The sequence below is a fragment of the Ruegeria sp. AB11 genome, assembly GCF_056536325.1.
On record NZ_JBQFJO010000002.1, the window covers coordinates 466,537 to 488,978 of the forward strand.

A 22,442-nucleotide genomic window follows, 5' to 3' on the forward strand; every position below is an offset into this window, starting at 1 on the left:
AAGTGTTTTGGCTTTATGACTGAACCGGACAAAACACTTTGGCTCATTCCGAGCGATGATGCCGCATTGTATGACGCGCTTGCGCTGCTCCGTGCGTCATTTCAGTACATGGATGCCCGGATCGACCCTCCGTCTTCTATCCATAGTCTGACCGTGGGCGGGATGCAGGCGCATTGTCGGAAAGGCGGTGAAATCTGGGCCACGGGCCGACCGCTTATTGCGTGCATGTTTTTGACGCCCAAAGCGAACACTTCGTACCTTGGAAAACTGGCGGTGAAGGAAGGAATGCGGGGGCGGGGTATCTGTCGCACATTAGTAGATCACGCTGCAAGTCGTGCAGCAGACCTTGGTCTATCAGCGTTGGAACTGGAAACGCGCGTGGAACTCACTGAAAACCATCGCGTGTTTTCAAGGCTTGGGTTTACAATCGTAGGTGCCGGCAGCCACGTTGGCTATGACAGACCCACGGATTTCTTGTTACGCAAGCCGATCAGTTTGTCTGCGGATAACTGATCACTGAAATGTAGCGTGCTGGCAGGTTAACCAACCGTTCCGGTCCATGCGGCGCATCGGCGTCAAAGAACAAGGTATCACCCGGTTTCAGGTGGTATATCTTGTCGCCGTGTCGGTAATCTACCTCGCCCTCAAGCATGTAGATCGTCTCGATTCCGCCATGTTGAAACGTTGGGAACACGTCGGATTCAACGGTCAGGGTAATCAGGTAAGGCTCTACAATTACGCCAGAACCATTGGCACCAATATGCCCCAACAAATTATATTGATGGTTGGCGCGTGTTCCTTCGCGCTCTAACTCGACGCCCTCGCCTGCTCTGGTATGAACCGCCTCGCGGCGCTCTTCAAATTGTCTGAAAAAGCTTGTCAGAGGAACTGAAAGCGCATCAGCGAGCGATTGGAGAGTCGTTAAGGAAGGCGATGTGTTACCGTTTTCGATCTTGGATAACATACCAATCGACAATCCGGTCAGCTGAGCCAATTCCGCAACCGTAGTATTCTGCTGTTTGCGAAAAGCACGAACCTCGCGACCAATGGCAACTTCAAGAACTTTTTCTCTGTCACCCGAGCGTACAGAATGCGGGTCCTGTGTCAGATTGGTCGCCATTTCTTTGTCGTTATTTTTCAATTTCATTCTTTCAATGTCTTGCTACACTTGTCCAAACGGGCTCTGCAAGAAGACAAGCTGCATTACCCAATCCAGTTCGGGCTACCATAGCATCAATTTTTCCTGTTAGTAAAATATTAATGCTGGCAGAAAAATACTAGAAATCGAAATCCAATGGTTTTACGGCTTTCCGATAGCGTGCCTAACCTCAGTCATAAAGCCGTTGCGAATAGCAAATGAGATTACACTGAATCTGGATTCGTGGTCGTCCATAAGTCTTAATGTTCGTACTGAACGCAACTATTTCATAATCCAAAAGCGGGAAAGAGCCAAACATGGCTATTGGTCTACAACTCGGCTACAGCGGTTCATGCTAGCAGCTTGAGCATTCGGAAGCCTGATTGCGCTCCGGCAGTTAATCGCTCCGCATCAATAATCCGATTTCACCAACTCGCAGTCTTTGGCGTCTGAAACTCCGCCACTTGCTCAGCTTGAAATTCGAACATCAGGATTTCTTTGTTGACCCGAAGTATATGTCACGACGCCTCTGCACCATTGATCCCTTAGAAACCCGGAGATCGCTAATAAAGGATCTAAAGATCTGCCGTTTTTTTCGCCCGCTTTCACGCGTTAGATCCAAGCAATAAAACCTGAATGTCGGCAACATTGGTTCCGGTTGCTCCGGTCATCAGAAGATCACCCGACAGCGTCAAAGCCTTATGACTATCGTTGCTTGCCAACAAGGAGGCAGGGTCATGTCCAGACGCATGGATTCGGGCGATCGTACCTGCATCCACTATCGCGCCAGCTGCCGGGGTTGGGCCGTCGCGGCCATCCGTACCGCCGCTAAGAAAAACCCAGTTGCCGGGTATCGTGCGCTCATGCGCCAATTGGGCGACGCGCAGCGCCAATTCCTGATTGCGCCCGCCGCAACCTGTTCCTGTCAGGCGTACAGTCGTTTCACCACCAAACAGCAAGGCGGTTGGTTGGTCAAATTTGGCAGACATGGCTGCCTGAAAAATCTGTTCGGCTGCATCGGACACGTCTCCAATCAACGCGTCGGACACAATTTCAGCCCTACAGATCTGCGTTGCACAGCGAAACGCGGCTTCAAGACTGATCGTGTTCGATCCAATCAGGTTGTTTGCCGCCTCAACTGCTATAGAACGTTCAGGAATACTCTTCTCCAGGTGGGCACGGGCGGCTTTTGGGAACCGGTGCCAAATTCCGGCCTCGATGCAGGTCCTGCGGGCGTCCGCGTGGCTGCCGATTGGTGAGGCAGTTGGTCCGCTGGCTACGGCCCGAATGTCATCGCCTATGACATCCGACAGGATATACGCCGTGATCGGGGCAGGCGAACCGTGCCGCAAAAACCCGCCGCCTTTGAGCTGGCTCAGGTGCTGACGCACAAGGTTCATCCGAACGATGTCCAGCCCGGAAGATAGCAAAACCTCATTGACCGCGATTTTGTCCGAAAGAGTCAAGCCATCAACAGGCGCGGGGACCAAGGCCGACCCCCCGCCAGAGATCAGTGCAATGATCTGATCCTGCTTACGTGCTGAGCTGAGCAATGCGATGATCTGTCGCCCGGCTTTCAAACCGCGTTCATTCGGGATGGGATGCCCGCTGGTCAATACCGTCGCGCCGGGAACTTCATTCCAGTTGTCGCTGTGGGTTACAATCAGGGCGACGTGATCGCCCTGAACATGCTGCAATGCCTCCTCCATCATGGCAGGGGCAGCCTTCCCAATTGCGATCAGGAAGCTGCGCCCGTTCTGTTCTGGTGATGGCAATGGGTCTGATTGCAACCGTTGGCGCAGGGACATCGCGGGATCTGCTGCTGCGACGGCCTCGGCAAAGATGGCGGCGGCGCTGTCGCGCAGCGATACGGACGATTGCACGGTCATGATGCGATCAAGCTGCAGCAATCTGTCCGGCTTTTTCCACCAGCACTTCGGCCTGACGGATTGAGGCATAGTCGATCAGACGACCATCCAGAGAAACGGCGCCTTTGCCCGCGGATTCAGCCTCGGCCATAGCGACGAGAATTCGCTGTGCTTTGGTGACTTCGGCATCTGAAGGTGACATGACCTCGTTAGCTAGGGCAATCTGGCTGGGGTGGATGGCCCATTTGCCTTCACATCCCAGAACTGCCGCCCGTTTTGCCGCGGCTTTGTAACCGTCCGGGTCCTGAAAATCGCCGAAGGGTCCGTCGATTGGGCGCAGGCCGTTGGCGCGCGCGGCGACCACCATGCGAGCCAGCGCATAGTGCCACATGTCGCCCCAATGCGTCATACGTCCTCCGTCAGCATCCGGGTCAGTCAGAACTGAATAATCGGGGTTTACACCGCCGATGATCGTGGTCCGGGCACGGGTAGAAGCGGCATAGTCGGCAACCCCGAAATGTAGACTTTCGTTGCGTTTGGAGGCGGCCGCAATCTCGCCGACATTCTGCATGCCAAGCGCAGTTTCGATGATATGTTCGAACCCGATCCGTTTCTTGTAGCCTTTGGCGTCCTCGATCTGTGTCACCAGCATATCGACCGCGTAAACGTCAGAAGCTGTGCCAACCTTGGGGATCATGATAAGGTCCAGGCGTTCGCCGGCTTGTTCGACCACGTCCACCACGTCGCGATACATATAATGTGTATCCAGCCCGTTGATCCGCACCGACATGGTTTTGCTGCCCCAATCGATATCGTTCAGGGCTTCGATGATGTTCTTGCGTGCCTGTTCTTTTTCGTCAGGCGCAACCGCGTCTTCCAAGTCGAGGAAGATCACATCTACATCTGTTTGTGCAGCCTTTTCGAACATTCCGGGCTGGCTGCCTGGGACGGCCAGTTCGCTGCGGTTCAGGCGCGCAGGGGCTTGGTCGATGTTATGAAAACTCATGATTTGGGTCCTTCGTATTACAGGTTCGGATAGATCGGAAACTTGGCGCAGAGGTCTGCGACCTCGGCTTTGACCTTTGCTTCGACTGCGGCATTGCCTTCTTCGCCATTGGCGGCCAGACCATCGACGACTTCGATGATCCAATCTGCGATTTGACGGAACTCGACTTCTCCAAAACCTCGTGTCGTGCCAGCAGGAGAACCAAGGCGGATGCCGCTGGTGATAGTTGGCTTTTCGGGGTCAAACGGAACGCCGTTCTTGTTGCAGGTGATATGCGCACGACCCAATGCTTTCTCGGTCGCATTACCCTTAACGCCTTTGGGGCGCAGGTCGACCAGAACAACATGGGTGTCGGTGCCGTGGGTCACGGTGTCGAGACCGCCCTTGATCAACTGATCTGAAAGGGCCTGAGCGTTCACGATAACCTGCTTGATGTAGTCCTTGAACGAGGGCCGCAGCGCCTCGCCAAACGCTACTGCTTTGCCAGCGATCACATGCATCAGCGGACCACCCTGAATACCGGGGAAGATTGCCGAGTTTACCTTTTTCGCGATCGCTTCGTCGTTGGTCAGGATCATGCCGCCACGGGGGCCGCGCAGCGTCTTGTGCGTGGTGGTTGTCGCGACATGCGCGTGCGGGAAGGGCGAGGGGTGCTCACCCGCCGCAATCAGTCCTGCGATATGGGCCATATCCACGTGCAGGTACGCACCAACCATATCGGCGATCTCGCGCATGCGGGCAAAATCGATAATACGCGGAATGGCCGAACCGCCCGCGATGATCAGCTTGGGCTGGTGTTCTTTGGCCAGCGCTTCGATCTGATCATAGTCGATCAGATTGTCTTGCTTGCGCACGCCATAGTGGACTGCATTGAACCATTTGCCCGATTGGTTTGGGGCTGCACCGTGGGTCAGGTGACCGCCGGCATCCAGGCTCATACCCAGAATCGTGTCGCTAGGTTTGATCAGCGCCTGGAACACCCCTTGGTTTGCCTGCGAGCCCGAGTTTGGCTGGACATTGGCGAACTCACAGCCGAACAGCTGCTTGGCCCGATCGATAGCCAGATTTTCGGCAATGTCGACGAATTGGCATCCGCCATAGTAACGGCGGCCCGGATAACCTTCGGCATATTTATTGGTCATCACCGAGCCCTGCGCTTCCATGACAGCGGCAGAGACGATGTTTTCCGATGCGATCAGCTCGATTTCATCGCGCTGGCGGCCCAATTCGGATGTGATCGAGCCAAATAGCTCGGGGTCACGATCGGCAAGGGATTGGGTGAAGAAACCTTCGATGCGTTGCGGGGCGTTCACGTTGAAACCTCCTGAAAAGGGTTAGCCAGTCCAGCCAAGGCCAGCGGAAATGGCGTTCATGGATTGCAGCAAAGGCACAGGTACCGATCCTGCCTGCAGCTCGCTTCGCGCTTGTCGCAGCAGTTCGACTTGCAGTGTGTGAATGCGATCCAGTTCCGCCCGTTTTCGATCGAAGCGCTCGCGCAGGCGGGGGAAACGGTGGCCGATGGTCTGATCGCCGGTCAGAAACTGTACTGCTCTGCAGGCCCTTTCGTATTCCGCTTCGATTGCCTGCGATATGTTCTGGCGGAATTCCTCGTCGCACACCAACTCGCCGTATTTCGCAGCGATGCTCATATCTGCCTGATAAAGCGATTTCTCCATCTCATCGACGGCGAGACGGAACAGACGGGAGTGCTTAAACATGTCCTGCAACACTTCATCACCGCGCTGGCCCCGGAATTTACGGAAGCTAGCCATAGCGGCCCCAAACCCGTACCAACCGGTGATCAGGTGGCGGTTCTGCGACCACGCGAAAACCCACGGAATGGCCCGCAGATCATCCAGACTGGCCGCGCCGAACCGACGGGCCGGGCGTGACCCGATCTTAAGGCGGGCAAGCTCTTCGACCGGGCTTGCCTGCTGGAAATATTCCAGAAAACCCGGCATCTGCAGAAGCGAGACATAGGCTGTCTGCGACAGTTCAGACAAGGCATCCAGCGCATCGTCGAATTCGGGCCGGGCAGGGGTTTCGCCTGGGTTGGCTGTATGGCGCAGCGTGCTTGAAAGCAGCAATTCCAGATGCGCCGCAGCCGTCCCACGGTTGGCATACTTAGTTGAAACAACCTCGCCCTGTTCGGTCACGCGCAACCGTCCGGCAATCGTTCCACTGGGTTGCGCAGCTATGGCGCGTCCGGTAGGTGCGCCGCCCCGACTGACCGAGCCGCCGCGACCATGGAAAAATGTGACCTTGAAGCCTTGCGAGGCAAGTGCCGACACAATCCGGCGTTGGGCGCGCTCCAACTCCCATGTTGAGCAGAAATAGCCACCGTCCTTTCCGCTGTCCGAATATCCAAGCATGACCTCGATTGTGTTGCCGTCGGTTTTGAGACTGCGACGAGCGAGTGGTACGCCCAGTACATCCTGCAGGATCGCCGGAGCATTGCGCAGGTCTGCAATCGTCTCAAACAGTGGGACCACTGATATATCCAGAGTTTCGGATCCAAACCCGGCGTAGCGGGCCAGTAGGTAGACGCCGAGAATATCATCGGCAGAACGGGTCATGGACAGGATGAACGGACCGATTGCCTTGGGATCTGGCTCTGATCGCACGCTGTAGACCAACGCCAGAAGGGCGAGCAATTCCTGTGCCTGATCGCTCAGCGCGTCGCGGTTTTGATAAGGCAGGTTCTGATCCGACAATTCGGTTCGCAAACGGGCAGACCATTCGGCCGTGCCATAGTCCGGAGCCTGGCCGGATTGTGACCAGATTTCGGCCAGAACATCGGTTGTGACGGTCGAATTCTGGCGGATGTCCAATGTTGTGGTTCGGAACCCAAAAACCGTTGCGGCGCGGCGCAAAGGGCGGACATACCGTCGTGCCAGAATATCGGCGTTGACCGCGCACAATGCGTTATCAAGCGCATCAAGATCACTCACAAATTGTGAGATGTGATCATAGCCGCCATCTGTCAGCCGATGGCGAATGGCATTAAGAGCTTGCCGAAACGGTTCGTTACGATTGCGGCCAGCTTCTGGAAACCGGTTGATTATTTCTTGTATACGCGCCCTATTGAGATCGGGCAGCGGCAATATGAGGGCACTGATACTCAGCCTGCTTGCAGCCTGTTCAAGGGCCTGACGGTAGAGGTCCAGAACCGTTTCACGCCCGCGTTGCAAAGCCACTGCGGTCATCTCGGTCGTGACATTCGGATTGCCATCCCGATCGCCGCCGATCCAGCTGTGAAAGCGGATATCGGGTGTTTCGTTCAGGGTCTTTCCCAGCATATGCAAGCAGGCCTGATCGAACCGATCCATGACCTGCGGGACGGCGTCAAAGATTGCATCCCGGAAGAATTGCAAACCCCACTCGATTTCATCGCGCAGGCTTGGGCGCGTCAGGCGAAGTTCACCGGTCAGCCACAGTAGATCGATCTCACCTTCCAGTCCTTTCAGCAATTTGGCGCGCTCGGTTGGGGTCCAGCGTTGCGTTTCAAGACAGACAAGGTTGCGATAAATCCGCCGGTGGATTTCCAGTACAGTGACCCGTTTGGCCTCGGTTGGATGCGCGGTCAGGGTGGGGCCAGCACAAAGATCAGCGGTCAGTTTTTCCATTTGGCTGTCTGTCAGGGACAGGTCGGACAACACCTCGGAAAACCCGCCTTCGACCGCTTCGGGGCCGCTATTGGTCTCGGCCAGGCGACGATCTCTGACTTCGGCGTTTTCGTCGATGATGCGCAACAGTTGGAACCAGATCGACAGGGCCTGCAAATACGGAGTCGCCTCGGGCCCGGCGGGAATAGGCTGCAGCGGCGAAGACTCGGCCCATGTCGCTACATGAGGCGCCCGTTTCAGCAAAATGTTCCGCCACAACACCCGCAATTCCGAACGCAACCCTTCGGCATAGTTCGAAGGTTCTGGGGTGGGCTGAATATTCCGCGCCAGTGCTTGCATCAGATCACCTGATCCCGTGGAGTGCGGCCCGCAAAAAAGTCGCTGAGATTGTCGAGTACACGGAACCCCATGGCTTCGCGGGATTCGCGCGTGGCGCTGCCCAGATGGGGCAACATCACCAGATTGTCGCACTGCAGCAGGTCCGGGCTGATCCGAGGTTCGCCGTCAAAGACATCCAGCGCCGCGCCGCCGATCGTGTCGAACATCAGCGACTGTACCAGAGCGTGCTCGTCCACAACTTCGCCGCGTGCGGTGTTTATAAGGAATGCGTCAGGCTTCATCAGGTCGAGCCTGCGCCCGTTGATCAGGTGCCGGTTCGTCGATCCTCCGGGGCAATGCAGCGAGACGAAATCGCATTGTGGCAGCAAGTCATCGACCGTTTCGACCTGTGCTGCATTGAACTGTTTCAGCACCTCGGCCGACACTGCGCTACGGTTCTGGACCAGAATTTTCATGCCAAAGCCGTGATGTGCGCGCCGCGCCATTTCCTGACCGATCCGTCCAAAGCCGATAATGCCAAGCGTCTTGCCGCTGACCTTCGTGCCGACAAGGTGGGTCGGACGCCAACCGGACCAGTCTCCAGCGCGCAATTCGCGCTCGCCTTCACCGGCGCGACGGGCAACCATCAACAGCAATGTCATGGCCAGATCGGCGGTACATTCTGACAGGACATCCGGTGTATTGGTCACGGTCATCCCAAGATTGCGCGCCGATGGTTCGCAGATATGGCTGTAACCGACGCCATAATTGGCGAGGATTTTGGTCTGTGCTGCGGGTACGTCCAGCGCCTCGGCGCTGAGTGTGTCCGTAACTGTGGGCAAAACCGCGTCATAGCTTTTCAGCGCATCGCGGAATTCGGCCGGGGACATTGGTTTGTCTCCGGTGTTAAGCACAGCGTTGTAGTTCTCGGTCAACTGCGCTTCGACCGCAGCAGGCCAACGACGGGTGACAAGAACCGAAGGCTTGACCATCACGCAGCCTTTCCCATGACACGGGCGATCGTTTCACCGATGACGGCAGGGTTTTCGGCAACGGTCACACCGGCGGCGGACAGAATCTCGACCTTTTCCGATGCACTTTCACCAAAAGCCGAGATAATCGCACCGGCATGGCCCATAGTCCGCCCTTTTGGCGCGGTCAGACCAGCAACATAGGCAATGACGGGTTTCGAGATGTGATCGCGGATGTATTCTGCCGCTTCAGCCTCTTGCGGCCCGCCGATTTCGCCGATCATGGCGATAACCTCGGTGTCCTCATCCCATTCAAAGCGTTCGAGGATGTCACGGAACGAGGAACCGTTGATCGGATCACCCCCGATGCCGACGCTGGTCGAAACTCCGATCCCGCGCTCTTTCAGCTGCGCCGCAGCCTCATAGCCAAGCGTCCCCGAGCGGCCAATTATGCCGACATTGCCCGGCAGGTAGATATGTCCTGGCATGATCCCCAACAGAGCTTTGCCAGGGCTGATCGTTCCGGCACAGTTCGGGCCCGTCAGCACCATGCGCTTGTCCTTGGGATAGCGATACATGTAGCGTTTGACGCGGATCATGTCCTGAGCCGGAATGCCGTCGGTGATGCAAACGCAATAGCGGATACCCGCGTCGGCGGCCTCCATGATCGAATCCGCAGCAAAAGGCGGCGGGACAAACACAAGGCTTGCATCTGCGCCGGTGGCTTCGACAGCCTGTTTGACGGTGTCAAATACGGGCACACCTTCTACGGTTTCGCCGCCTTTTCCGGGAACGACGCCGCCGACTACATTGGTGCCATATTCCAGCATGTCCTTGGTATGAAAGCGCGCCATGCGTCCAGTGATACCTTGCACGATAACGCGCGTGTCGCGGTCGAGAAGAATGCTCATTACACGGCCCTCATCTTGGTGTTTTGGGTCAGATCGTTCTGCCATGCGCCCACGGCCCGTTCGGCGGCTTCCATTAGCGTTGTGGCGCGGATGATCGGCAGGCCGGACTTGGCGAGGATCTTCTGGCCTTCTTCGACATTTGTCCCGGCTAGCCGCACAATAACGGGGATGTCGATTTCCAATTCGCGAAGTGCCTGCACGACACCTTTGGCAACCCAGTCGCAGCGATTGATACCGGCAAAGATATTGACCAAAACCGCCTGGACATTGTTGTCGGACAGAACCAGGCGAAAGGCCTTGGCTACACGCTCCGGCGACGCCCCGCCTCCGATGTCCAGGAAATTTGCGGGCTCGCCACCCGCCAGTTTGATTGTGTCCATCGTGGCCATGGCCAGACCAGCACCATTCACGATACAGCCAATATTGCCTTCGAGACCCACGTATGAAAGCCCCCGATCCGCCGCGCGGCTTTCGCGCGGGTCTTCCTGGCTTTTGTCGCGCAGTTCGGCGATCTGCGGATGACGAAACAGGGCGTTGTCGTCAAAGCTCATCTTGGCGTCCAACGCCAGTACACGGTCATCCCCTGTGATGACTAGCGGGTTGATTTCGACCATGGTCGCGTCAAGTTCGCTGAACGCGGCGTAACAGCCCTGCAACGTCCGGACCATCTGCTGAACCAGACGGGGTTCCAGCCCGAGATTGAAGGCGATCTCGCGTGCCTGAAACTCCTGCAGCCCGACGGCGGGTTCCACGATTGAACGGACAATGCTGTCAGGGCGTTCAGCCGAGATCTCTTCGATCTCCATTCCACCTTCCGAAGAGGCGACGATCATCACGCGCTGGCTGGAGCGGTCCAGAACAAAGCCCAGATAGATCTCGCGATCGATCGGCACGGCGGATTCGACATAAACGCGGTAGATGCCTTTTCCTTCCGGCCCGGTCTGGTGGGTCACCAGCTTGCGCCCGAACATCTCGTCGCAGGCTGCGTGGATCTCGTTTTCGCTGTCGCACAGCTTGACACCGCCGGCTTTTCCTCGACCGCCTGCATGCACCTGGGCTTTGACAATCCACTTGTCCCCACCCAGCTCACGCGCGCGGTAGGCCGCTTGCTCGGGGCTGTAGGCCAGCGCGCCGGATGGTATGGCAACACCGAAATTCGAAAGAACTTCTTTCGCTTGGTACTCATGAATATCCATCTGCATTCCTCCCGTTCATGCAGTGTGATCAGGCCGCAATCGACGTGCCGTATCGGCTTTCGAGCAGCGCCTCGATCTCCTCGAAATCGACGTTGCCACCAAGTTCTCGCATCGCGTCTGCGAACAAACGGATGATCTGACTAATCGCCTGGCGATTGAGTTGATTGAGGATGCCGATCCGGACCTGTACCGGTGCGCTGAGCGTCGGCCAGATGCCGAACCCACGCGCACGGCAATTCTGCACAAGCTCCATCTCGCGCCCCGCCAGTTCCGGTGGCAGATTAAGGACCAGAAGACTGGGCATGTCCGAGGTCACCTCGCATCCCATTGCGGTAACGGCGTCACGCAGCACCTTTTCATGTGTGCGGTACGAGGCTGACCGCTTAGCCAATCCTTCAGTCAGCGTCAGACGAAGGGATTCATGGAAGGCGGCCACAGCGTACCCGGAATGGGTCCGGTGATAGGTGCCTTTCTCGACGTCCTGCCCATCGACGATTCCCCAATGACGGGCCTCGAAAATGGGATTGTGGACATAGCTATAAGCACCCGAAGATTTCAGGCTGTCGATATAAGTGTCCGTAAAGCTGACCGGTGCGTAGGTCAGCGGCAGACAGCACAGGCCCTTTTGCGGGCAAGATGCCCAGCCTGCGATGCCCGGGTTGTCATCAATTTGAAAATCCTCGACACCCAAAGACGAAACTGCATCGATCAGACCCATAGCGCCATGGCGTTCACAAGCATCGGAGAACCCGCGCAGATCATTGATACGACCTGAACCCGTTTCCCAATGCGCCATGAACGCCCATTTGGGTTTGTGCTTGGCCAAAGCAGCCTCGACCATTTCGCCGGTCACCGACTGACCATGCGGCACGTCGATGACAGTGACACTTGCAGCCTGTGGGTCCAGAGGGTTGATTGCATGCTCTTCCGGCGTTGCTGCCTTGATGCGTAGGGTCAGTGTATCGATGCCGGAAAAGGTACCGTTGTTGAATGCAACAACCTTGTCGCCGGGCATGACGGCCGAAAACATGGTATCCAGCGCGCTCCAACCAGTGCCCGCGACCGCGAAGGTATAGGTGTTCGAGGTGCCCCAGATCTCGCGTAACATGAGTTTGCATTCGACCATGCCGCGCAAAACATCACCCTGCATATGGTCAGCTACCCCTGCGCTTGCGAATGCCTGCAGAACGCGGGCGTCGGTATTTCCCGGTCCCGGGCCGGCAGCCAAGGTCTGGGGGATTTTGAGCGTGGGATAAATCTGGGAATTCATTCGATCCTCCTTGATCATTGGGGTGTTCAGCCACACCCAAATACCGTGTTGTGGATCAGGAAAGCCTTGCTTGCATCGGCACGCAACGTAACTTACTACTGCTTTAGGACTTCTAATAGAATGGGGAAAAACCTACCCGTTTTGGCAAGAATACTAGAGTATACTAATTTTGCACTTATACAAATGGGTAGTAAGTTTGAATTTTGGATGTAAAATCAATGTCAGAGCTTCCACAACAACCGATTGACGTTATGTTGGCCGACAACAATCCGCTGGTGTTGTCGGCCATGTCGGAGATTTTTGAACGTGATCCGCGATTCTCTCTAGTTGCCACATCAGCCACCGCCGAAGGGTTTCTGGGCGCGGTCATGAGGGTACCAGTCAAGGTTTGCGTAATTGCATGGAATTTGCCGGTTCTCGGTGCGGCCAAATTGATCGAAGTTCTGCGGGAACAGGAAAACGTACCCCGATTTGTCATCTATGGCGATGAGGTCGGAGATGTTCCGCGCCTCGCCATGCAGGCAGGCGCGGCAGGGTTCGCATCCCGGTCGGGTGAGGTTGAAGTATTGCTGGAAACTTGCGCGGACGTGGCGGCTGGTAAAATGGTGTTTCCATTCATCGATGTACGGAAGATGCAGCAGGACCCAATTCACAGCCTTTCCCGCAAAGAGCGCGTCATCCTTGAAGCGCTGGCCAAGGGCCTATCCAACCGCGAACTTTCGAAGGACCTGCAAATCTCGACAAATACCGTCAAATTTCACCTGAGCAACATCTATGAAAAGCTCTCGGTTAAAAACAGGACGCAAGCGATTGCTTTCTACTATTCTTCTGGCGCAGCCTCAGATTAACCAAATTGCGCCTATGGCCGAGCATCTACTAGCGATCTCGCAATTCCGGTGGGTAAGTTAAACTATGTTAAAAGTGGCAGCATGATCTGCTGATCATACCGCATGAAAGGCAGCCGTCCGACGTCGACCGCCATTGCAAGACGCATCCGATTTTGGCGAAATTGACCGTCATCTACGGCTTTCTGGGCGCCTAGCACATCATAGAGCGGGGTCATGCGGAGTCCGCCTGGACGCAAAGCAAAGCTGAAATTCTTGGCGTGCCCGTCTTTCGCTCCTAAGAGCCAAAACAGCACCTGTGTGCGCAAGAACGCGCGCTCATCTGCCTCGGGGTCATCACTACCCACTAGCAACCCGACGCTTTCTTTGATCCTCGGCCCACCGTCTAATTGGTATTTCTGGCTAGGCAGGAATGTGAGCGCTTGGCAAAAGTCTTCCTGCGGGAGGCGGATCAATCGACCATCCTTGGCCCAACGCCGATCAAACCGTTTCACAACAAGGCTCCGCACGTCCTCGAAGTCGGCAATCTCGACCTCCGCCACCTCCATTCCCATGACGCGACAAAAGCTCATGCAGAAATACTCGTTCTCGACGCTGTCGGATAAATCGATCCCTGCAGGCAGAACACCAAGCTGGGTTTTGAGGATATGGGTTGTAGGGTTGAACCCAGACGGGCGGATCCACGCGCCATCGTAGCGCAGCAGCGCCGTTTTCTCCTGCGCCCCTGCTATGGAAATGCGGAAGTCGTCGTCTGCGTCCAAGCCAAGGGGCGCGCTCGCAAGGTTGCGCAGGGTTCTGTTGCAATCTTTTGGGAACGATGAACTGTTTAAGCGATTGCAGGGGAGCTAAACGGCCAGTGCTGCGAATTGACGAAACGGACAGATTCCGGGCGTGAACTGACCCTTGCGGATCATGTTCGCGACTTCGATTCCGTCCAGCGTCCCGGACGCGGATGCGAAGGCTTTGAGCCCCATCAGCGGGCGCGTTCGCCTCTTGATGAAACGGTGGTCCTGCTCAACGATATTGTTCAAGTATTTCCGTCTGACCATCTCAATAGGGATCAGAGAGCCAAAGCTCTTAAGCATCTTGTTGATGGTCTTAATGCCTGCGGTGTTGGCGCCGCTTTTGTCGATGACGATCTTTCGAGGCAGGCCATTGGCTTCCAGCATTCGGGCGAAGAACTTGGTGGCAGCTTATTTGTTGCGACGCCGGGATAAAATGAAATCTAGTGTCTTGCCGTGTTTGTCGACGGCTCGGTAGAGATAGACCCACGCGCTTTTCACTTTGATGTACGTCTCGTCCATTCTTCAGGAACGGTCGCACGGCCTTTTTCGTCGACGCGCTGCTTCTGCGATTGCAGCGGGATACTGTGTGACCCAACGGTTCAGTGTGGTGTGATCAACCGATAGGCTCGTTCGCGCATGATCTCTTCAAGATCTCGGTAAGACACGCCGTGTCTAACATAGAAGAACACAGCAAAGAGGATCACATCCTTCGGATATTGTTGGCCTTTAAAGGAGATTATGAATAGACTTTCGACTTGATAATTCTGAAGGTCATTCACCTGTTGGTGGCGCGAGCGTCAATGGCTAAAAGTTTGCAACAGATCCCCGAGATGGGCTCGGTGCGGTCGTTCGTCGAATTGTGGTGAGTAACCGCACTGCCGACAAAGTCGCTTTCAAAGGCAAAATATAGAGCGCGTGCCGCTAATCAACCAGTCGCGTAAATCTAGAATGCGAAGGCAAAAGTCGGAATTGTAGAGTGACCCGAAGACAGATGACAGCGGATGCCATTCATTGAATAATCAGTTCATTTTGAAAGCCTATTCTTGATTAGTATCGCGTATCTCAGCATGATCCAAAGATGTCGGCTGGAATAGACAAGTGGTTAAACGATCTCGATCTGAGTCAGTACGCGGATGTATTTGCGGAAAACGATATTGATGCGCGCGTTCTGCCATTACTATCTGGCGACGACTTAAAAGAGCTTGGAGTTAGCCTTGGTCACCGCAAAATCATCCTTGCTGCAATTCACGAGCTAGACGGCCAAAGACCCGCAACCTCACCGTTACCAGCAGCTGGTGTTCAAGCGCCTGAAGACGAACAAGCGCTGACCTTAGACGATTCACAAAGTGATGATCTGCGCAAACAGAAGTATGTTGAACCGCCTACTGCAGAAAGGCGTCACGTAACAGTTTTGTTTGCCGATCTTGTCGGCTCGACTGAACTCACCAATCGCTTTGATCCCGAAGACATGCGGGACTTGCTACAGAACTATCAAGATGCCGTTGCAGGAGCCGTAAGCCGATACGGTGGCTACGTTGCAAAGTACTTGGGTGATGGTCTTCTCGTGTTTTTCGGATGGCCGCGGGCTTATGAAGATCACGCAATTCGGGCGGTAAAAGCCGGCCTTGAGTCTGTTCGCCGTGTCAAAAAACTCAAGACGCCTGACGGAGAGTCTTTGTCCGTCAGACTGGGAGTTGCGAGCGGTGATGTTGTGGTCGGCGATACCATTGGTGAAAACACATATGAGGAAGGGGCCATGACTGGTCCGGTCGTCAACCTTGCGGCACGGCTTCAAGAACATGCAGAGCCAAACTCAGTCATTTTGTCAGTTGAGGAAACCGAGACAACTTTGCATCGGATATTCGAGTTCAAATCTCTTGGGCAGGCAGAGCTAAAAGGGTTTGCTGAACCACGTAGTCTGCAGAAAGTGGTGTCGGAACGCAGTGCGGAAAGCCGGTTCCGCGCCTCACATCGAGACGATGTCGACAGCGTCATGGTTGGCCGGGACTACGAAAAGGGTATCCTACTGCAATCATGGCAACGTTCTCAGAACGGTCACGGAGACGTTGTTCTACTCTCCGGTGAAGCCGGAATTGGAAAGTCACGGCTTACAGAGGAATTCCTTGCAGAAATCACTGAAAACGACCAAGCCGATGTCATAAGGCTGAATTGTTCCCCCTATCTCAGCAGCAGCCCATTTCATCCGGTAGCCCAACGAATATCCCAGGATGCGGGTGTTGAACCGGACTTTGATGACAATCTGATCCTTGATCATGTCAGAAAGATGCTTGAAGGACGGCCAGGGTTGGATTGGGAACAAGTTCTGCCTGTCTTTGCAGCATTGGTCGCACCTCGTAGTGCGCTCGCCCAAAAGGTGCTCGAGATGTCGCCTCAGGAGCAGCGCGACACGACAATCCAAACATTGATCCACACAGTGCAGGTGCGGTCGAGCGTACGCCCGGTTATTCTTTGCGTAGAAGATGCTCATTGGATTGACCCATCCACACAGGCCTTGTTGGAGCGGTTTAAGTCGATATGCACCGATCTTCGTCTGATGATCTTGATAACCCACAGACCCGGGTGGGAATTCGCCCGTGTTGATGGGGACACACACGTACAGTCTCTGGTTTTGCGCCGATTTGATTCTGCGCATGTCTCAAACCTTGTCGAAAACATTACAGGCAAGAGACCGGACAAAGCTTTGATCACCACAATAATTGAAAAAACAGATGGTGTTCCACTATTCGTGGAAGAAGTGACCCGAGCCATTGTCGAATCCGGCGAGCAGGGGCAAGGCTACATACCATCGTCATTGAAAGGCGCTTTGATGGCGCGGCTCGACGCAGTTTCACCAGAGGCAAAACAGGTCGCCCTTACTGGATCGGTTATTGGCCGGGAGTTTGAGCCGAGCATATTATGTGCCGCGAAGGGCCTTGAAGAATCCGATATCAACAAATGTCTCGAAGAGCTTTCTCGAACAGGCTTGATCTTTGAAAGCGGACACAATCGAGGGCACTTCGTTTTCCGCCATGCGCTTATTCGCGATACGGCTTATCAATCCATGTTGAGTTCAACCCGGAGACAACAGCACGCAGACGTGGCGCGTGCTCTGATGCGGATAAGGCCATCTGAGATCGAGCGTCGCCCTGAACTGGTCGCGCGCCACCTTTCAGAGGCTGAGGACTGGAGTGCCGCGTTTGAAAAATGGCAGATTGCGACAGAAATGGCATTGGTGCGATCTGCCAGCCAAGAAGCGATGACGAACGCCAAGGAAACTTTAAGAGCCGCCGAAAAACTTGGCTCAGACTCCAATACAGAATTGATCAAAGGCAAGATCTTGGTCGGCCGCAGCTATGACAGTCTGGGCCAATTGCCTGAAGGTATAGCAGTTCTGAAAGACGCTTCCAACGCGGCCCGGGCGCTGCACAACGTGGAGCTAGCCGCTGACGCGGCCAACCACTTCGCTGACTCATGCATGATGTCCAGCGAAAGGCACAGCGAGGCGATCGAACTCTGCGATAATGCACTGAAAGATTTGCCCGATGATGATGAAGTCCGTCGGTGCAGATTGATGAGCCAACTTGCGCGCGCCCATATGTTCGTAGGTCAGTTTTCCGAAGGTGCGCGTTTCGGGCAGCAATCCATGGAACTGGCCGCAAAATTGGGCGACTATAAATCCCAGTTCTCGGTAATGATGATGCATTTTGGAGCCCCATTCGTTGCGCGTAAGGGAAGAGAAACCCGCCATTGGCGCGAAAACCTGGAGGCTATGCATGGTGTGGCCGAGCATCTTGGCAGTATCGATCAAGGACGAAACCGGACTCTCAGCTTGTTTTTAGGTGCCGAGATGGCCGACCGCGAGTTGATGGACCAATCTCTGGGCTTGCTCACCGAGATTTCGGAAAAGGACAATCATCTGCAACTCTATTGGGTTCAGAAACACGCACGCGCCATGGTTGCAATTATGGACGGCGATTTTGAGCAAGCGGAAAAACACGCCACCGAGGCGGTAAAGATCGGTCGAAAGACCCATGGGGAACATGTTGAGGGCGTCTTCGGGGTTCAGATGTTCACCATCCGCCGCGAGCAAAACCGACTACACGAGGTCGCGCCTGTGATCAAGAAATTGATGGCGGACAGTCCCGAAGACATCTCGTGGAGACCAGGATTTGGCCTTATCGCGTCCGAGCTCGGATACAAGGAACCTGCTGAACGTATACTGAATGAAATGGCCGACAATGGCTTTGATCTTCCACTCGACGCTATGTATTCAACGACCTTATCTTATCTGGCTGACATATGCGTCGCCATTGAACATCAGGGACATGCCAAGACGCTCTATGAATTACTGGCTCCGTACGAAGAACTGACTATCACTGCAGGTGCAACGACGGTGTGCGCAGGTGCGGCAGCGCGACGCCTTGGCGGTCTGGGCACGGTGTTGAAAGACTGGGATGCCGTAGACACAATGTTCCAGAAGGCTATTGAAATTGACACGCGCATGAAATGCCCGCCTTGGATTGCGCACAGCAAAGCGGCTTATGCATCCGCATTGAGGCGACGGGGACGCCCCAAGGATGTGGAACAGGCGTTTCAACTGGAAGGGGAAGCGTTGGCAATTTCGCAGAAATTGGGTATGGTTTCCCTAAGGTCAAAGCTCGAAGGAGTAGCGAGTTAAGGTACTTAAACTGTTTGGGGGACTTAATGCCTAGATACATAATTGAAAGAAATTTTGCCGAGCAGCTAAACGTCAGTGAAGATGACAAAATTCACATCAAAGAAATCAATGACGAAGTCGGCGTCGAATGGATTTTTTCGTTCCTCAGCGCAGATAAGCGCAAAACATACTGCTTGTACGAAGCCCCTGATGAGGAGAGCCTCAGAAAGGCGGCTGAGCGACTGAATATTCCTGCCGATGTCATAACACCTGTGGATCGGATTGATCCGGCAATATTTGCCTGATCCGCAGTCATTTTTACCCACCTCAATGAAACGACTTCGCGAGACAACGCGACGGAAATAGCAATTAGCTGAGGCAGCCTTGCAAGAAGCCCGACCTGACTATTGGGAGGCTTACGCATGTTTGATCTGAAAACACTCGACGGTGGTACGGCAACAGTGGACCAAGACGCGTTGGGCGCTCTTGATGCATCGCTTCGTGGCGGGGTCTACCAGAAAGGCACCCCGGAATACGAAGACGCAAGAACAACGTGGAACAGCATGTTCGAACGTTACCCAGGTTTCGTGATCCGCGCTCTGGGAGCAAGCGATGTGCAGAAGACAGTGAATTTCGTACGAGACACCGGCCTCGTTATGTCAGTTCGGTCAGGTGGGCATCAGATTGCAGGGCACGCCGTCGCAGATGAAACAGTCATGCTCGATTTGTCCCAGATGCGGTCGGTTCACGTAGACCCTGTCAGCAAGACTGCTCGGGTTGAACCGGGTGCTCTGCTAGGAGATGTGGATCGTGAAACCCAGGCACATGGACTTACCGTTCCCGTTGGCATCAACTCGACCACGGGCATCGCGGGCCTTACCCTTGGTGGCGGTTTTGGATGGACCACCCGGAACTTTGGCATGACGATCGACAACCTGCTCTCAGCGGAAGTCGTGACTGCGGACGGAGCCATTGTAACCGCATCCCCTGCAAGCCACCCGGAACTTTTCTGGGCAATCCGCGGTGGGGGTGGAAACTTTGGCGTGGTGACCTCATTTGAGTTCCAACTGCATGAGCTAGGACCCGATGTCCTGTCTGGCCTCATTGTTCATCCGATAGAAAATGCGCCAGAGCTCCTCGCTGAATTTGCTACGATTGCTGACAATTCCCCGGATGAGCTGACCGTCTGGAGCGTGATGCGAAAAGCGCCCCCGCTACCGTTCCTGCCAGATGAGTGGCATGGGCGAGAGGTTTTGATCTTTGCTGCCTGCTATAGCGGGCCCATGGACGAAGGTGAAAAAGCTATGGCGGCACTACGCGCGCTAGGTGAACCAATCGCCGATGTGATATCTCCCCACAAGTTCGTAGACTGGCAGGCCGCCTTTGATCCTTTGTTGACGCCAGGCGCCAGGAACTACTGGAAGAGCCATGATTTCGATGCACTTTCTTCGGATGCAATATCAGGGCTCTTGGAGGCGATTTCCAGCCTTCCTGACCCGGCGTGTGAAGTTTTTATTGCCCATGTGGGCGGAGCAATGGCGCGCGTCGAGGCCGGTTCCACCGCTTATCCCCAGAGATCTGCTCACTTCATCATGAATGTTCACACGCGTTGGGAGGATCCCAGCAAGGATGCCGAGTGCATTGCTTGGGCGCGAGATCTTTACGACCAGATGCGACCGCACGCGACCGGTAGTGCGTATGTCAACTTTATGCCCGAAGACGAAGCGGATCACATGGCAGGAGCATATGGTGACAACGGTGAGAAGCTTTCTAAGATCAAGGGCACATATGACCCCACCAACTTGTTCAGGGTAAACCACAATATCTTGCCTGCGTGATCGAATCCAGAACTGTATAATTTGATCCAGATTGATGTTGATTGGTCTGCTTTGTCGTCACGCCGCATTTCTCGTTCCTGCCGATCATCCAACCGGATCCAGGTTGCGTTACGCCCGTAAAAGCCGCCATCTGTTGTGTTCGCAGTAGTGGGGTCACGTGATCCGCGAAAGCAGCTGAAACACTGGCATCAGTTTGGCGAACTCGGCGGCTGTGAGTTCCGTCAGATTCGACTTCAAAACAAAGGCTGGGGTCTCGGTATCCATCCAAACTGCAAAGCCCTTGCGCCGCAACGCTTCCTCATGGGGGTGGTCTTTGTCGAATCCGGGCGGGATGCGCTTCAACTCCGGGTCACCGATCCTGAAACCCCGATTTCGCATCTCTAATGTGATCTGGGTTAACTCTGCGCCCAGAGGACCCGCCATCGCATCGCGGAAAGTGTCCAAAGCCCCTTTGTCGTACTGCAACACCCCACATCCGAGTGACAGCTTTTCTGGGGAAAGGCCAAAGAGCCACATTGGCGGCTGAACCGCCTGTCCTGTCGGTAGGAACGCAAGGTGCAGATGCGCGTTATAGGGTGTCTTGTCTTTGGAAAACCGAACATCGCGATGAATCCGAAAGATTTTGCTGCTATGATCCTGCCCAGTCAAGTCGCGTAGCGCCAACTCCATATCTTCGGCGAACAGCTTGCTGGGTGCTTTAATGTGAGTCTCATACGTCGCCTTGTTCGCTGCAAACCAGTCCTTGGTATTGTTGGCCTTCAGTTCTTGCAGGAAGCCCACTGCCTCGGCATCAAAACAATCGAATTGGGCCATATGATCCTCCGTTCAGTCTTTCTTGGGCAACGCCGCGGCATGTTCGAGGCATAGCTGTAGCCACCGTAGTAAGGCTGCGTCATCGCAATCTGATGCGTCAACGCGAACAAAACCGCCCAGCTTGCGGGTTCCGTGAATCACAGCGCGGGCTGTGGGGTCCTGCAATGCCGTGGGCTCGTTCACCTTTCCCACCCTAAACATGAACCGACCCACGCCATCCTGATGTCTGCGCGCACCACAAACCATGTTGCCATTCAAAAAGAAGCACAGGCCGCCCATCATCCGCTTTTCGGAAATGCCCACATGCGCGGCCAGAGGATCTCGCATGCGGGCGTTGAGTGTTTCATCCACTGGCATCAGCTGTAGATCCAAAGCTGCCAGAGGATTGCCAGCGCAAGCACCAACATGGCCAAGGTCGTCAGCGCCGCCCCTACCGCACGCCCCTTGCCATTCACCGAAGTGCTGAGGCTGAAATAGTGGACGAGGCGGGCAAGCAGCAGCACACCACCGCAGGCGGCGACCAGCCAGGATGGGGTTCCTGCGATTTCTGCCCCCGCCAGGGCAAGCAATGCAAGCGGCACGTATTCGATGAAGTTCCCATGCGCCCGCATCAGCCTCAGCAAGTTTTCATCCTCACCGTGAAGCAAAGAGATCCCGGTCTTGGTGCGACGCACACCAACGGCGATCGCCATCGGAATACTCATCAAAACAAAAATAGCAGTGACGACCAGCGCGATCTGCGGAAACTGTTCCATGTTATGCCTCCTCTTTGATTGCGCTTAGGACGCCATGCTCTCATATGTGATTAGCGCAAACCGTGCCCCTTGCGGGTCAGTCAGAGTGGCCATGCGACCGACCCCCGGCATATCCATAGCAGGCTGGACAATCGCGGCACCTTTGGCCTCAGCCTTGGCGACGCTGGCGTCCACGTCGGCCACGGTAAAGAAGATCGTCCAGCTACCGTTATCCTCTGGCATTGGGGAAAAGCCACCAATTGCGGTTTCGCCAACAACGGCGGCTGAATAGCTTGATCCGTCCTGCATGGGCATGTCATTGATCGTCCAGCCCAGCACCTCTTGATAAAAGGCTTTGGCTTTGCCCTGATCGGGGCCGGAATGTCCGATCCAGCCGGAGTTTCCGACAGTGGTCATCTCAAGAATACTCATGTGCTTCTCCCTTGGTTACGCCCGCCACATACGG

19 protein-coding genes and 1 pseudogene are annotated in these 22,442 nt (G+C 55.1%); 5 read left to right on the forward strand and 15 right to left on the reverse strand.

Going from position 1 to position 22,442, the window contains the following annotated elements:
* The first annotated feature begins 15 nt into the window (after nt 1-15).
* Nucleotides 16-513: a GNAT family N-acetyltransferase gene (locus ACR3EJ_RS21740; RefSeq protein ID WP_170547531.1), complete on the forward strand. Its 498-nt coding sequence runs from the start codon at nt 16-18 to the stop codon at nt 511-513.
* Here the strand turns inward: ACR3EJ_RS21740 and ACR3EJ_RS21745 are convergent.
* The 9 genes from ACR3EJ_RS21745 to ACR3EJ_RS21785 form a co-directional block, all read right to left on the reverse strand.
* Nucleotides 491-1,147, reverse strand: a complete 657-nt coding sequence (locus ACR3EJ_RS21745) for a helix-turn-helix domain-containing protein (protein ID WP_170547530.1) — start codon at nt 1,145-1,147, stop codon at nt 491-493. The genes ACR3EJ_RS21740 and ACR3EJ_RS21745 overlap by 23 nt on opposite strands.
* Before the next feature lie 596 nt (nt 1,148-1,743).
* Nucleotides 1,744-3,027 carry a DUF4147 domain-containing protein gene (locus ACR3EJ_RS21750; RefSeq protein WP_170547529.1) on the reverse strand — a complete coding sequence of 428 codons (1,284 nt, stop codon included), beginning with the start codon at nt 3,025-3,027 and terminating at the stop codon, nt 1,744-1,746.
* Nucleotides 3,028-3,034: 7 nt separating this feature from the next.
* Nucleotides 3,035-4,012: an HpcH/HpaI aldolase/citrate lyase family protein gene (locus ACR3EJ_RS21755; RefSeq protein ID WP_170547527.1), complete on the reverse strand. Its 978-nt coding sequence runs from the start codon at nt 4,010-4,012 to the stop codon at nt 3,035-3,037.
* Nucleotides 4,013-4,029: 17 nt separating this feature from the next.
* On the reverse strand, nt 4,030-5,325 hold the full coding sequence (gene glyA, locus ACR3EJ_RS21760; RefSeq protein ID WP_480423527.1) for a serine hydroxymethyltransferase: 1,296 nt from the start codon (nt 5,323-5,325) through the stop codon (nt 4,030-4,032).
* 21 nt (nt 5,326-5,346) lie between these two features.
* Entirely contained in the window at nt 5,347-7,977 is a 2,631-nt protein-coding gene (locus tag ACR3EJ_RS21765; protein ID WP_170543667.1) for a phosphoenolpyruvate carboxylase, read from the reverse strand.
* Nucleotides 7,977-8,948: a 2-hydroxyacid dehydrogenase gene (locus tag ACR3EJ_RS21770; protein WP_170543885.1), complete on the reverse strand. Its 972-nt coding sequence runs from the start codon at nt 8,946-8,948 to the stop codon at nt 7,977-7,979. The genes ACR3EJ_RS21765 and ACR3EJ_RS21770 overlap by 1 nt, the downstream gene beginning before the upstream one ends.
* Nucleotides 8,948-9,838, reverse strand: a complete 891-nt coding sequence (gene sucD, locus ACR3EJ_RS21775; protein WP_170543669.1) for a succinate--CoA ligase subunit alpha — start codon at nt 9,836-9,838, stop codon at nt 8,948-8,950. Before sucD ends, ACR3EJ_RS21770 begins: the two co-directional genes overlap by 1 nt.
* Complete coding sequence (locus tag ACR3EJ_RS21780; protein ID WP_170543671.1) at nt 9,838-11,034, reverse strand: malate--CoA ligase subunit beta; 1,197 nt, start codon at nt 11,032-11,034, stop codon at nt 9,838-9,840. Before ACR3EJ_RS21780 ends, sucD begins: the two co-directional genes overlap by 1 nt.
* 28 nt (nt 11,035-11,062) lie before the next feature.
* Nucleotides 11,063-12,304 carry a pyridoxal-phosphate-dependent aminotransferase family protein gene (locus ACR3EJ_RS21785; RefSeq protein ID WP_170543673.1) on the reverse strand — a complete coding sequence of 414 codons (1,242 nt, stop codon included), beginning with the start codon at nt 12,302-12,304 and terminating at the stop codon, nt 11,063-11,065.
* 218 nt (nt 12,305-12,522) lie between these two features.
* Between ACR3EJ_RS21785 and ACR3EJ_RS21790 the strand changes: the two genes are divergently transcribed.
* Nucleotides 12,523-13,152, forward strand: a complete 630-nt coding sequence (locus tag ACR3EJ_RS21790; protein ID WP_010443368.1) for a response regulator transcription factor — start codon at nt 12,523-12,525, stop codon at nt 13,150-13,152.
* A 62-nt stretch (nt 13,153-13,214) separates the two neighbouring features.
* Here ACR3EJ_RS21790 and ACR3EJ_RS21795 read toward each other — a convergent pair whose 3' ends face one another.
* Nucleotides 13,215-13,910, reverse strand: coding sequence for a HipA domain-containing protein (locus ACR3EJ_RS21795; RefSeq protein WP_480423530.1), 696 nt, complete (start codon nt 13,908-13,910; stop codon nt 13,215-13,217).
* Between the two features lie 84 nt (nt 13,911-13,994).
* Nucleotides 13,995-14,674 (reverse strand): annotated as a pseudogene (locus ACR3EJ_RS21800) (IS6 family transposase).
* Nucleotides 14,675-15,012: 338 nt separating this feature from the next.
* On the opposite strand from ACR3EJ_RS21800, the gene ACR3EJ_RS21805 reads away from it, so the two are divergent.
* From ACR3EJ_RS21805 to ACR3EJ_RS21815, 3 genes are all read left to right on the forward strand, one after another.
* Entirely contained in the window at nt 15,013-18,612 is a 3,600-nt protein-coding gene (locus ACR3EJ_RS21805; RefSeq protein ID WP_170543675.1) for an adenylate/guanylate cyclase domain-containing protein, read from the forward strand.
* Nucleotides 18,613-18,638: 26 nt separating this feature from the next.
* The gene (locus tag ACR3EJ_RS21810; RefSeq protein ID WP_010443373.1) at nt 18,639-18,896 is read left to right on the forward strand and encodes a DUF4242 domain-containing protein; all 258 of its coding nucleotides are present in this window, start codon (nt 18,639-18,641) and stop codon (nt 18,894-18,896) included.
* Between the two features lie 117 nt (nt 18,897-19,013).
* Nucleotides 19,014-20,429 carry an FAD-binding oxidoreductase gene (locus tag ACR3EJ_RS21815; protein WP_170543677.1) on the forward strand — a complete coding sequence of 472 codons (1,416 nt, stop codon included), beginning with the start codon at nt 19,014-19,016 and terminating at the stop codon, nt 20,427-20,429.
* A 153-nt stretch (nt 20,430-20,582) separates the two neighbouring features.
* Here the strand turns inward: ACR3EJ_RS21815 and ACR3EJ_RS21820 are convergent, their stop codons facing one another.
* From ACR3EJ_RS21820 to ACR3EJ_RS21835, 4 genes are read right to left on the reverse strand one after another with little or no spacing between them, the layout of a single operon-like run.
* Nucleotides 20,583-21,242 (reverse strand): DUF2461 domain-containing protein, encoded by a 660-nt coding sequence (locus tag ACR3EJ_RS21820; protein WP_170543679.1) that lies wholly within the window; start codon nt 21,240-21,242, stop codon nt 20,583-20,585.
* A gap of 12 nt (nt 21,243-21,254) precedes the next feature.
* Nucleotides 21,255-21,599, reverse strand: a complete 345-nt coding sequence (locus tag ACR3EJ_RS21825) for a TfoX/Sxy family protein (protein WP_170543681.1) — start codon at nt 21,597-21,599, stop codon at nt 21,255-21,257.
* Nucleotides 21,599-21,997, reverse strand: a complete 399-nt coding sequence (locus ACR3EJ_RS21830) for an MAPEG family protein (protein WP_170543683.1) — start codon at nt 21,995-21,997, stop codon at nt 21,599-21,601. The genes ACR3EJ_RS21825 and ACR3EJ_RS21830 overlap by 1 nt, the downstream gene beginning before the upstream one ends.
* Before the next feature lie 24 nt (nt 21,998-22,021).
* On the reverse strand, nt 22,022-22,408 hold the full coding sequence (locus ACR3EJ_RS21835; protein WP_010443378.1) for a VOC family protein: 387 nt from the start codon (nt 22,406-22,408) through the stop codon (nt 22,022-22,024).
* Nucleotides 22,409-22,442: the final 34 nt, after the last annotated feature.